We start from the raw sequence: 12073 nt of genomic DNA on the forward strand, positions 1-12073 counted from the left end.
GGCTTACTCCGCCATCAATTGCATGATCGCCGGCACCGGCGCGTTGCCGTAGCTCAGGAAGCGGTTGTGGAAGGTCTTCAGGTCGAAGTCCTCGCCCAGCTGCTGCTTCTGCTGCTCGCGGAAGTCGTAGATTTCCGCGTAGCCGGTGAAGTACGAGGTCAGCTGGACCTGCGACAGGCGGACGCGGCGCCACTTGTTGACCGCCTCGGTCTCTTCCTGGAAGGCCTCGCGGCGCAGCAGGTCGAGCGCCTTGGCTTCGCTCAAGCCCTCCACGTGGACCTCGTAGTCCAGGATCGCATTGGTGACCACGCGCAGGTTCCACTTGCCGTACATCAGCCACATCTCCGGGGCCTGCTCGCCCCAGCCGGCTTCCAGCATCATCCGCTCGGCATAGACCGCCCAGCCTTCGATCATCGCGCCGTTGCCCACCAGGCTCTTGACCAGGCTCGGGCTCTTGTTGGCATGCAGCAGCTGGGTGTAGTGGCCCGGGATCGCCTCGTGGATGTTGAGGATCTGCAGGACCCAGTGGTTGTACTCGCGCAGGAAGCTCTCGGCCTGCTCGTCGCTGTAGTCATCCAGCGGGCTGACGTTGTAGTAGGTGTTGGCAGTCGGATTGAACGGGCCCGGCGCGCTGACCGAGGCGCCGGCGCCACCGCCGCGCATGTATTCGGGCGTCTCGCGGACCACCAGTGGACGGCTGGTGTCCTGGTCGAGCAGGTCGTGCTTGCGGACGAACTCTGCCAGCAGCGGGATCTGGCGCTTGATCTCGTCGAAGAACTCATCGCGCGCCACGTGCCGGGCTGAGAGCTTGTCGATCATCATCCCGATCCGCTGCAGGCGGTCGTCGGGCATCGCGGTACCGGCGAAGTACTTCGGCCACAGCTCCACGGTGATCTTGTCCATCTGCCCGTGCAGGCGGTTCTTCTCGTCCACCGCGCGCTGGTGCAATTGGGCGGCGGTGAAGTGCGACTGGATGTCGTAGGCGAACTTGCGCTCGTACTGCTCGGCGCCGATGCGGAAGGAGCGGGCCTTGCCGGCGGCGACCTGTTGGGCCTGCACGCCTTCCAGCCAGCCGGTCCATTCGCCGATCGCGGCGCGGGCCGTGTCGATGCGCGCGTTGAACGTGGCCTTTTCGGCGGCATTAAGACCCGAATCGGCGATCTGCTTGCGCAGCGGATCACCGAGCACGCTGAGCGACCCACGACCCTGCACGATCGCGAGTTCGACGTGCTCCGCGGTCGGGTCGGCGATGTTGGCACGTGCGGCGGCGTAGTACTGCGGGACGTGCTCCAGCCGTGCCATGACGGTGCGCAGGCGCTCGTCCTCGTCGGCGTACGGAGTGTTGAGAAGCAGGCCGATGGGACCGGCGATGTTGTAGCGCGAGGGATTCCACTGCCAGTCGCGGAAGGTCTCCTGGTACCAGATGCTTGCCTCGTAGCGGTTCTTCAGCAGCATGTGGTCGATGCGCTGCGCCGGCGACAGTTGCGCCGGGTCGAACGCGGCCAGCTCCTGCAGCCCTGCCCTCGCGAACGCCAGGTCGGCGGCGCGCTGCCGGGCGTCTGGAATTGTGAGCGTCGCCGCGTTGTCGTAGCGACCGGCGTAGATCGAAGATTCCGGACTGCGCTCCAGGCCGCGCATCAGCAGCGATTCGGCGACCTTTGCAAAATCCGCGTTCACGGTAGCAGCGCTGCTGCCCGCGTTTGCTGGAGATGTCTGGCACCCCGTCAGGGCGCCGGCGCCCAGCGCCAGGCTGGCAGCGATGATCAGGGAAAGGCTGGTCTTGCGCATACTGGTGCTCCGCATCGGCGTGCCGTCACCGGATGGGCAACGGCCAATCCAACATCGTAGCGGCCCCGGCACGCAGCGAACGTGCCGTTGGTCAGGCACGCGGGGCAAACACGCACAAAAAAAGACGGGCCTCAATGGCCCGCCTTCATTTTATTCCCTGCCTCAGTGGCCCGATGCGGGGTCGCTCTTCTCGCGGCTGTCAAAGATCGAGCTGTCCGCTTCACCCTTCACATTCAGGAAGCCGATCAGGCCCTTCTCGGCCCGCGACAGGGCGTGGTCGACGAGCAGGTAGCGGCCCGGATAGTCGACCTTGAACTCCACCATGGTCGCTCCGCCAGGCGGTACGATCGTGGTCTGGACATCGGTCAGCGGCGGGCTGGTGAAAGACGCCAGGTCGTAGACGCGGTCAAACACTTCACCGATCAGGTGGAAACTGGAGGTCAGGTTCGGACCGCCGACGCCGAAGAACATGCGCACGGTTTCGCCGACGTTCGCCTGCATGTCGAAGGTCTTGGTCAGCGCGTTCATGCTGCCGTTGAACATCAGGTGCTCTGGCCGCTCATCGAGCAGTTTCTCCACCGAGAACTCCTGCAGGCCGCTGGAGCCGTGCTTCTGCGCGGTGTAGAGCTCGCCCTGCATGACGTAGAACTCGCGGTCCACGCTCGGCAATCCGCCCTCGGGCTCGACCAAGATCATCCCGTACATGCCGTTGGAAATGTGCTGGGCGATCATCGGCGTGGCGCAGTGGTAGACGAACAGTCCGGGATGCAGCGCCTTGAAGGTAAAGCTCTTGGTCTGCCCCGGCGCGACCTGGGTCACCACCGCGCCACCGCCCGGACCCGTGACGGCGTGGAAGTCGACCGAGTGGATGTTGATGCTGTCCTCGGCGTTCTTCAGGTTGATGGTGACGGTATCGCCCTTTCTGATCCGCAGCAGCGGGCCGGGCACCGTGCTGTCAAAGGTCCAGTAGCGGTAGGTGCTGCCGTCCGAAAGCTGGCCTTCGACCTCGGTGGTGAGCAGGTCGTAGGTGATGTGCTTGGCCGCGCGGTCGCCGACCGGCTCGCCGACCTGGTACGGGTCCTTGGCCACGTCTACGGCGGTGCTCACGACGTCGGCGACATCGCCCACGGTCAGCTTGCCGAACATGCCCGCCGCCTTGTGACCGGGGATCGTGCATACATATTCGAACGCGCCCGCCTTGCCGGCGCGGAACACGATGGTGGTCGATGAGCCTTCACCAACCAGCTGGTCGGAATGGGCATCGAATGCCGGAACGGAGATGTCGTGCATCGCCCCGTCGCCATTGACCACGGTGATCGCGACCACCGCTCCTTCGGGCACTTTCAGTTCCGGATTCACCTGATCCTTGATCGCGCCAGCGTTGCCGACGAACACCAACTGTCCGTTGTCGATCGCGGTGCGCAACGTAAAAGTGACGTCCGCCACCGGGGTGACGTCGGCCGAACGTGCGGCGATGGCCTGCGGCACAAACCCGGCAGCTCCGGCCAGGGCGAACAGCAACACCAGCTCTTTCATTCCAGTCTTCCTTCCAGTCAGCAAAATGCTTCGTTGGCCGGCACGATAGACAGTGCGTGACCACCCCTCCATGACGTGGGTCAAGCCAGACCAAACGCAACCGTATGTTGGTCTTCACTGCCGTAGGAAAACCGATGCGGCCAACGCAAAACCGCCCCGGATCCGGGGCGGCGGAAAGGAACACGGAGTGTTTTGCGTGGCCCGGATCAGTCCGCACCCGGGTACAGGCTGTGCGGCGTTCGATTCGTCGTCGCTGAAGCGCCTGATGGCTTCACAGGCTCAGTCGTGCGTCAACGGCTCCAGGTCTTCGTGGTCAAAGGTGGCCTCGTAGTCGTTCACCACCGAGACCAGGCGGGGTACGCCTTCGGCCGATGCGGGGTCTTCGCGCAGTGCCGTCGCCGCGCCCATCATCTCCCCGATCATCACGTGCAGCACGGCGTCGGGCTCGGGTTCCAGTTGGCAGTTGGCGATCATGTAGTTCACGTTGTCCTGGACGGAGGCGGCCAGCGCTTCGGCGTCCGCCGCTTGCAGGCGGGACTCGTGGTAGGCCGGCAGGTTCTTGGCCACGTCATCGCGGATCCCGCTCATGGCCTTGCGCAGTGGCGCATCGGTCTCCCAGCGCTGTCCTTCGGCAAGCACCGGCCGCGGGCCGTGCTCGTCATGGGCATCGTGCGCGTCAGCCGCGACCGGCGCCTCGCTTTGGGTGGTCGGGGGCGTGTCGGCTTGCGCCGGGGGCGCTGGATCGCTTCCGCACGCTGCAACGGCGAGGGCGAGAAGGGCTGAGGCGACGCCGGCATATAGAGAGTTGCGTTTCATGAACTGTCTCCTGTAAATGACCTCCCTACCGTAACGTCTCCCGCGTGCACGGCCTTGATCCTTGTCATGGCGTTTCGCGATGTGTGGTCCCCGAACGCCATGTGTTCAGGGTGAGGCAGTGCGTTCCTGTTGGCTTCCAAGCCTTCGAGTAAAATCGAGGTGACCCCCGAAAGCTTTCCTCCGAGGCAACCGTGACCCAACGCATCCTCCACCCCGGCCTGGCCGACAAGATCATGAGTCCGGCGCAGGCGGCTGAACTGATCCAGCCCGGCATGACCGTCGCCATGAGCGGATTCACCGGCGCCGGCTACCCCAAGGCGGTTCCGCAGGCGTTGGCCGCCCGTATGGAGACCGCGGCGGCGGCAGGCCATCCCTTCAAAATCAAGGTCCTCACCGGTGCGTCGACGGCGCCCGAGCTGGACGGCGCGCTGGCGCGGGTGGAAGGCATGGAGTTGCGCCTGCCCTACCAGTCCGACCCGGCGGTGCGTGAGCGCATCAACGCCGGCAATCTGGAGTACATCGACATCCACCTGAGCCACGTCGCCCAGCACACCTGGTTCGGGTTCTTCGGCAAGATCGATGTGGCGGTGGTGGAGGTCTCCGGCATCCGCGAGGACGGCAGCCTGATTCCGTCGTCGTCGGTGGGCAACAACATGACCTGGCTCGAACGGGCAGACAAGGTCATCCTGGAGGTCAACCGCTGGCAGCCCGAGGCGCTGGCGGGCATGCACGACATCTATTACGGCACTGCCCTGCCCCCGGACCGCAAGCCGATCCCGCTGCTGCATCCCGATGACCGCATCGGCCAGCCCTGGTTCCGCCTGGACCAGGACAAGGTCATCGCCGTGGTTGAGACCAACGACCCGGACCGCAACTCGCCATTCAACCCACCCGATGAAGCGTCGCAGCGGATCGCCGGCCACCTGCTGGATTTCCTCGGCCGCGAGGTCAAGCGCGGCCGGCTGACCGACAAGCTGCTGCCGCTGCAGTCGGGCGTTGGCAACATCGCCAACGCGGTGCTGGCGGGACTGGCGACCGGCGGTTACAACGGACTATCGGCCTACACCGAGGTCATCCAGGACGGCATGCTGCAGCTGATCAAGGAGGGCGTTCTGCGGATGGCATCGGCCACCTCGTTCTCGCTCAGCCCGGCCGGGATCGAGGAGTTCAACGCCAATGTCGATTTCTATTCCAGGCGCATCCTGCTGCGTCCGCAGGAGATCTCCAACCACCCGGAGATCATCCGGCGGCTCGGCTGCATCGCCATGAACGGCATGATCGAGGCGGACATCTACGGCAACGTCAACTCGACCCACATCGCCGGCAGCCAGATCATGAACGGCATCGGTGGCTCGGGCGACTTCGCGCGCAACAGCTACCTGTCGGTTTTCATGGCACCCAGCACGGCCAAGGGCGGCAAGATCTCCGGGATCGTGCCGATGGTCAGCCACGTGGACCACACCGAGCACGACACGATGGTCGTGGTCACCGACCAGGGCCTCGCGGACCTGCGCGGCCTGGCGCCCAAGCAGCGCGCGCGGGTCATCATCGAGAACTGCGTCCACCCGGACTTCAAGCCGATGCTGCAGGACTACTTCGACCGCGCCTGCCGCGACAGCTACGCCAAGCACACCCCGCATCTGCTGCCCGAGGCCTTGTCGTGGCACCAGCGCTTTATTGATACGGGCAGCATGCTGCCCTGACGGCTGATGCAATTTGACTCGTGTCAGCGGCCTGCGCGGGCCTCCGCCCGCTTGCAGGCGGCCGCGGTAAACAGGACATCGGTGGAGGAGTTCAGCGCGGTCTCGGCCGAGTCCTGCACCACGCCGACAATGAATCCGATCGCGACGACGCGCATGGCGAGGTCGTCGGATATGCCGAACAGTCCGGCGGCAAGCGGGATCAGGAGCAGCGAGCCGCCCGGTACACCTGAGGCTCCGCACGCCGCGACCGCGGCGACCACGCTGAGCAGCAGCGCGGTCGGCATGTCCACCGGGATTCCCAGGGTGTGCACCGCTGCCAGCGTCAGCACGGTGATGGTGATCGCCGCGCCGGCCATGTTGATGGTCGCCCCGATCGGGATCGAGACCGCATAGGTTTCGCGATGCAGGCCCATCTTCCGGCACAGCTCCATGTTGATCGGAATGTTTGCCGCCGAGCTGCGGGTGAAGAACGCGGTAATTCCGCTCTCGCGCAGGCAGCGCAGGACCAGAGGATAAGGATTGCTGCGGATGACCAGGGCCACGATCAGTGGGTTGGCTACCAGGGAAACAAACAGCATGCATCCCAGCAGCACGGCCAACAGCTGCGCGTAATCAAGCAATGTCGACAGTCCCGTGGCGGCAATCGTCTCGGCGACCAGGCCGAAGATCCCTATTGGCGCCAGCTGGATGACGGCGCGGACCAGCCGCGTCACTGCATCCGACAGGTCCGCAAGAGCCGTGCGGGTGCTGTCGGCAGAGTAGCGCAGCGCGACGCCAAGGCCGACGGCCCAGGCCAGGATGCCGATGTAATTGCCCGCCTGCAGCGCGTGGATCGGATTGTCTACGAGCTGCAGCAGGAGGTTGCGCAACACCTCGCCGATACCGCCCGGAGGGCTCAAATCGCCTGCACCGGCGACGCCCAGGTGCAGCGTTACAGGGAACATGAAGCTGGCTGCCACCGCGACCAACGCGGCAGCGAGCGTGCCGACCAGGTACAGCACCAGGATGGGACGGATATGGGTCTTCTGGCCCTGGCGGTGGTTGGCGATGGACGCGGCCACCAGCACCAGCACCAGAATCGGCGCGACCGCTTTGAGTGCCGAGACGAACACGGTGCCCAGCAGGCCGACCGCCATCGCCGCCGAGGGCGCAAGCAGCGCAAGCAGCGTGCCGGCGATCAGTCCGATCACGATCCGCAGCACCAGACTGGTTTGGGTCCACCGAGCCAGCAGGCCTTGAGACGCCTTTCCGGGGAGCGACGGTGGCAGACGGTTGTCGGGAGGGCTGGGTTCGGTCATGGCGTGAGGTCCGGGGGCGGAAGGCGTTCGTACCGGCAACAACAAGCGCCGCGCACGAAGCATCGATTGTCGCCGACCGCGCCGATGATTTGGCCGTTTGCGGGTAAATCGTGATCACCGTTACACGCAGCACGCGCCCGCACCCCACTCGCAGATCGAATGATCCACGTCATTGCTCCCGACGCCCGCGCAGACGAGGATGGTTGCCTCAGCCACGCTTGCGGCGGTTAAAGCGAGGAGTCCATGTCCAAACACGGCGAGTACAAGGAGCCCGGCGGGAAGCTGGTGGTGGTCGACCTGGCGGTTTCGGACGGATTGCTGACGGAAGTTCGCGTGAGCGGCGACTTCTTCCTGGAGCCCGATTCTGCGCTGGACGTGATCAACACCGCCCTGTCCGGCACCCGCGCCGACGCCGGCGTTGATGCCTGGACAACGACCGTCCATACCGCTTTGGGCGATGGCACCTCGCTGTACGGCATCAGCCCGAAGGGCGTCGCCATCGCAGTGGATCGCGCGCTCAACGGGGAGCGCACGCCATGAGCCGGACCGAATGGCACGAGCACGACTGGCAACTGATCCACACCGAAGCACAGTCGCCGGCGATGCACATGGCGCTGGACGAAGTGTTGACCAATGAGGTGTCCGCCGGTCGGCGCCGCCCCACCTTGCGGGTGTGGGAATGGGCCGATCCCGCGGTCGTCATCGGCCGCTTCCAGTCCCTGCGCAATGAGGTCGACAGCGCCGCGGCTACTGGTCACGGCATCCAGGTGGTGCGGCGTATCAGCGGCGGCGGCGCGATGTTCATCGAGCCGGGCAACACCATCACCTACTCCATCTGCGGCCCGCTCTCGCTGGTCGAGGGCTTGTCGTTCCAGCAGTCCTATGAGTTGATGGACCGCTGGGTGATCGAGGCGCTGGGCGAACTAGGCGTAGCGGCGAGCTACCAGCCCCTCAACGACATCACCTCCCCGGCCGGCAAGATCGCGGGGGCCGCGCAGGCGCGCAAGGGCAACGCCGTGCTCCACCACGTGACCATGGCCTACGACATCGACACCAACAAAATGCTGGAGGTGTTGCGGATCGGGCGCGAGAAGCTCTCCGACAAGGGCACCGCGAGCGCAGCCAAGAGGGTCGACCCCCTGCGCAGCCAGACCGGATTGCCGCGCGGGGACGTCATCGAGCGCATGATCTCCACCTTCCGCCGCAACCACGGCCTGCGTGACGACCACCTCACCCCGGATGAACTGGGCCAGGCGATGCAACTGGCAAACGACAAGTTCCAAACCCCGGAGTGGACCGCGGTGGTTCCCTGAGCACTGGAATTTTCACGCATTGCAGGGTTTGCCGCTGCTACGGTCGCCACAGGCCAAACGCGAGGAAACGAGCATGAAAACAGCAACGATGTCCTCATTGTGGTGGCGCGCCCTGATTGGGCTGACGCTTGTTTCCCTGCTTGCCGCCTGCTCGACGGGACCGCGGATCCGCACCGACGCCGATCCGACCGCCGACTTCTCCCAGTACCGCACCTACGGGTTCTATCAGCCTCTGGCCATGGAGCAATCCGGCTACACCACCTACCTGTCGGATCACATCAAGAACGCGGTGCGCCGGGAAATGGACGCGCGGGGATATCGGTTCAGCCCCGACAAGGCCGATCTGCTGGTCAACTTCCAGGGCGTGATCCGGGAAAAAACGGATGTCTACGACATTCCGCGCTCGGACATCCAGTACTTCTACAGCTACCGGGCCCGTGCCTACTACGCCTATCCGGTCTGGTATGACGAGACCCGCGTGAACCAGTACACGGAAGGCACGCTGACCGTGGATCTGGTCGACGCGGCCCGCAACCGGCTGGTATGGAGCGGCGACGCGATCGGTCGGGTGACCCAGAAGACCCCGCAGGAACGCGTGGCCTCCGCGGATCAGGCGATCAGTGCCATTTTTGCCAAGTATCCGTACCGCGGCGCGCCCTGAGGGACACGTCGAAGTTCCGATCTACCTGCCGCCCCCGCTGCGCCAGATTGACACCACCAGCCAGGCGCCGGCAATGGCGGCGCCCACGAAGCCCAGCAGTCCAAAGGCGGGCAGACCCAGCAGCGTGGGCCCTCCGCCCACCGTCAGCGTTATCGATGATCCGATGATCAGCGCGGCCAATACGACGCCGACCGTCAACCGGTTCGCCGAGTGGTTCAGTTGCGTGCCGAAGTCCTCCAGATGGTCGATATCCACGTGCAGCTTGATGTTGCCGCGTCGCGCGGAACGCAGCAGCCGGCGGATGTCGCGTGGCAAAACCGACATGATTTCAGCGGTGTCGGCGAGGGTCCGAATGCCGTCGCGCAGCACGGTCGCCGGACGGTAGCGCTGCAGCATGGCCCGGCGCAGGAAGGGCGCCGCCTCGCTGGCCATGTCGAAATCCGGATCCAGACTGCGGCCGAGACCTTCCAGGGTCACGAACACCTTGATCATCAGCGCCAGGTCGGCCGGCAGTGCCAGCCGGTTGGCGCGCAGCAGGACGGTCACGTCGATCAGCATCGTCGCCAGGTTGAGCTGGCCCAGCGCCACGCCGTGGTACTGGTCCACCAGCGCGTCCACGTCCAGCGCCATCTGCGACTCGTCCGCGTTGGGCTGGGTCGCCCACTCCAGCATCACGTCGGTGACGCGCGCGGCGTCGCGCATCACCAGTGCATCCAGCAGCCCGACCACCTGGTTGCGACGGGCATCCGACAGGCGCCCCACCATGCCGTAGTCAATCAACGCGATGCGATTGCCGGGCAGCACAAACACATTCCCCGGGTGAGGGTCGGCGTGGAAAAAGCCGTCCTCGAACATCATCTTCAACACCGCGTTCGCGCCGCGCCGGGCAATCAGCTTACGGTCCAGCCCGGCTGCATCGACCGCCGCCATGTTCGACAGCGACACGCCGTCGACAAAGTCCTGCACGTTCATGCGCGGACCCGTGTACTGCCAATGCACCGCGGGAACCACGATTTCATCGGACCCGGCGAAGCTGGCGGCGATGCGCTCGGCGTGACGGCACTCTGCCGCCAGGTCGAGCTCACGGCCCAGCGATACCTTGAACTGGCGGACCATCGCGCTGGGCTGGAACTGGCGCAGTTCCTCGAAGCGCGCTTCCATCGCCTGCGCCGCGCGCTGCAACAGGCGCATGTCCGCTTCCACGACCGGCTTGATGCCGGGGCGGCGCACCTTGACCACGACTTCCGTGCCGTCGTGCAGGCGCGCGCGATGGACCTGTGCAATCGATGCGGCAGCCAACGGCGTCCGGTCCAGCCATGCGAACACGGCCTCGGGCGACGCGCCCAGGTCCTCCAGCATCTGCTGGCGGATGAGCTCGTACGGCACTTCCGGTGCCTGGTTCTGCAGCTTGCCGAACTCGGTGATCCACTCGGGTGGGAACAGGTCCACGCGCGTCGCCAGCACCTGGCCCAGCTTGACGAAGCTCGGCCCCATTTCCTCCAGCGCCTGGCGCACCCGCACCGGCGTGGGCAGCGCAACCAGTTCCTCCATGTGGCCCAGCGGCAGCACCCGCCCCGCCCTGGCCAGCACGGGAGCCAGTCCGAGTCGTCCGACCATGTCGCCGAATCCGTAGCGGATCAGTATCGAGGCGATCTCGTACACCCGCCCCAGGTCTCTGGTAGCGCTGAGTCCTTCCCACAACATGCGTCTAACTCCGGTTGTCCGCGGGACGCCGCGGCGCTCAGATGATGTGCGCCACTACCGCGATGTAGTGGCACAGGCTGCCTGCGAGGACAAACATGTGCCATATCGCATGCGAGTATTTCAGCGCCGGCCGGTGGTAGAAAACGGTGCCGGCGGTGTAGAAAATGCCGCCCGCCAGCAGCCAGCCCAGCGTCCAGCCATCCAGCGCGCCCCACATCGGTTTGATCGCCACCAGCACCAGCCAGCCCATCGCGATGTAGATCATCGTGGACAGTCGCTTGTAGCGGCCGGTGAGGAACAGCTTGAACACCACACCCGCTGCTGCCAGGGTCCAGATCACCCCAAAAAGCCACCAGCCCCATGGACCGCGCAGGCCGATCAGAGTGAACGGTGTGTAGGTGCCGGCGATCAGCAGGTAGATCGCGCAGTGATCGAGCACCTTCAGCCTGGCCTTCGCCACCGGGTGGCGCGCCGCGTGATAAAGGGTCGAGGCGATGTAGAGGAGCAGCAGGCACGCACCGAACACGATCGCGCTCGCCAGCTGCCATGCATCTCCCCACATCGCAGCCAGGGTGATGAGGACGGCGCCGCCGGCAAGCGCGGCAGTCGCGCCAAGCCCGTGGGTCAGCGCGTTGGCAAACTCCTCGGATGCCGGCACCGGCGGCGACGTGGAAGAAGAGTCGGTGGGTGAGCTTGCACGCATGCCGGCAATGCTAGCGCCCTTTACGCGAAGCGGGGGTCATGCCAGTTACCTTCCGCCGCCACCCATCAGGCCTTTTTGAGGAAGCAGGTCTTCAATACCAGTCCCTTGATCTTGTCGGAGTTGCCTTCGATGTTCTCGGCATCGTCCTCCACCAGGCGGATGTTGCGGATCACCGTGCCCTGCTTGAGCGGGATCGATGATCCCTTGACCTTCAGGTCCTTGATCACGGTGACGGTATCGCCTTCGTTGAGGATGTTGCCGTTCACGTCCCGCACCACCGTCGCGTCTCCCGCACTGGCATCGGGACTGATCGGCCACTCATGGCCGCAGTCGGCGCACACGTAATGATCGCCGTCGGGGTAGGTGTTTTCCTTGCCGCACCTGGAACAGGCTGGAATATCGGGCATAAAAGCACCGTCCATCGAAGAGTGGGGGCCGGTGAGTATAGGCCACGTATCGAGCCACCCCCCGCAACCCGTTGAATTGACTATGGAAGATTCGGTTGCTTGCGCGTGCTCCGTTAGCGACCGTTGACGTTGAATTCCCGGTAG

The 12073-nt window shown here is 65.1% G+C and carries 11 protein-coding genes; 4 read left to right on the plus strand and 7 right to left on the minus strand.

The features are described from left to right. Positions 1–3: 3 nt before the first annotated feature. The 3 genes from INQ42_RS06770 to INQ42_RS06780 form a co-directional block, all read right to left on the minus strand. Complete coding sequence (locus INQ42_RS06770; protein WP_194033611.1) at positions 4–1788, minus strand: DUF885 domain-containing protein; 1785 nt, start codon at positions 1786–1788, stop codon at positions 4–6. Between the two features lie 162 nt (positions 1789–1950). After that, positions 1951–3324 (minus strand): copper-containing nitrite reductase, encoded by a 1374-nt coding sequence (gene nirK / locus INQ42_RS06775; protein WP_194033612.1) that lies wholly within the window; start codon positions 3322–3324, stop codon positions 1951–1953. A gap of 279 nt (positions 3325–3603) precedes the next feature. After that, the gene (locus tag INQ42_RS06780; RefSeq protein WP_194033613.1) at positions 3604–4140 is read right to left on the minus strand and encodes a hypothetical protein; all 537 of its coding nucleotides are present in this window, start codon (positions 4138–4140) and stop codon (positions 3604–3606) included. A 233-nt stretch (positions 4141–4373) separates the two neighbouring features. Here INQ42_RS06780 and INQ42_RS06785 point away from each other — a divergent pair, with 233 nt between their 5' ends. Further along, positions 4374–5843: an acetyl-CoA hydrolase/transferase family protein gene (locus tag INQ42_RS06785; RefSeq protein ID WP_194035793.1), complete on the plus strand. Its 1470-nt coding sequence runs from the start codon at positions 4374–4376 to the stop codon at positions 5841–5843. 23 nt (positions 5844–5866) lie between these two features. Here the strand turns inward: INQ42_RS06785 and sstT are convergent, their stop codons facing one another. Then, positions 5867–7141, minus strand: a complete 1275-nt coding sequence (gene sstT, locus INQ42_RS06790; protein WP_194033614.1) for a serine/threonine transporter SstT — start codon at positions 7139–7141, stop codon at positions 5867–5869. Between the two features lie 243 nt (positions 7142–7384). On the opposite strand from sstT, the gene INQ42_RS06795 reads away from it, so the two are divergent. The 3 genes from INQ42_RS06795 to INQ42_RS06805 all read left to right on the plus strand — a co-directional run bounded on the left by INQ42_RS06795 (position 7385) and on the right by INQ42_RS06805 (position 9115). Next, positions 7385–7681, plus strand: a complete 297-nt coding sequence (locus tag INQ42_RS06795; RefSeq protein ID WP_194033615.1) for a biotin--protein ligase — start codon at positions 7385–7387, stop codon at positions 7679–7681. After that, positions 7678–8454, plus strand: coding sequence for a lipoate--protein ligase family protein (locus INQ42_RS06800; protein ID WP_194033616.1), 777 nt, complete (start codon positions 7678–7680; stop codon positions 8452–8454). The genes INQ42_RS06795 and INQ42_RS06800 overlap by 4 nt, the downstream gene beginning before the upstream one ends. 73 nt (positions 8455–8527) lie before the next feature. Continuing rightward, positions 8528–9115 carry a DUF4136 domain-containing protein gene (locus tag INQ42_RS06805; protein ID WP_228064297.1) on the plus strand — a complete coding sequence of 196 codons (588 nt, stop codon included), beginning with the start codon at positions 8528–8530 and terminating at the stop codon, positions 9113–9115. A gap of 21 nt (positions 9116–9136) precedes the next feature. Here the strand turns inward: INQ42_RS06805 and INQ42_RS06810 are convergent, their stop codons facing one another. The 3 genes from INQ42_RS06810 to INQ42_RS06820 all read right to left on the minus strand — a co-directional run bounded on the left by INQ42_RS06810 (position 9137) and on the right by INQ42_RS06820 (position 11929). Then, entirely contained in the window at positions 9137–10816 is a 1680-nt protein-coding gene (locus INQ42_RS06810) for an ABC1 kinase family protein (protein WP_282435703.1), read from the minus strand. A gap of 40 nt (positions 10817–10856) precedes the next feature. After that, the gene (gene trhA, locus INQ42_RS06815) at positions 10857–11522 is read right to left on the minus strand and encodes a PAQR family membrane homeostasis protein TrhA (protein WP_194033618.1); all 666 of its coding nucleotides are present in this window, start codon (positions 11520–11522) and stop codon (positions 10857–10859) included. Between the two features lie 65 nt (positions 11523–11587). Continuing rightward, a complete protein-coding gene (locus INQ42_RS06820) occupies positions 11588–11929 on the minus strand; it encodes a zinc ribbon domain-containing protein YjdM (protein WP_194033619.1) in 342 nt (113 codons plus the stop codon). Positions 11930–12073: the final 144 nt, after the last annotated feature.

The organism is Lysobacter avium (genome assembly GCF_015209745.1).
GTDB classification, from domain to species: domain Bacteria; phylum Pseudomonadota; class Gammaproteobacteria; order Xanthomonadales; family Xanthomonadaceae; genus Novilysobacter; species Novilysobacter avium.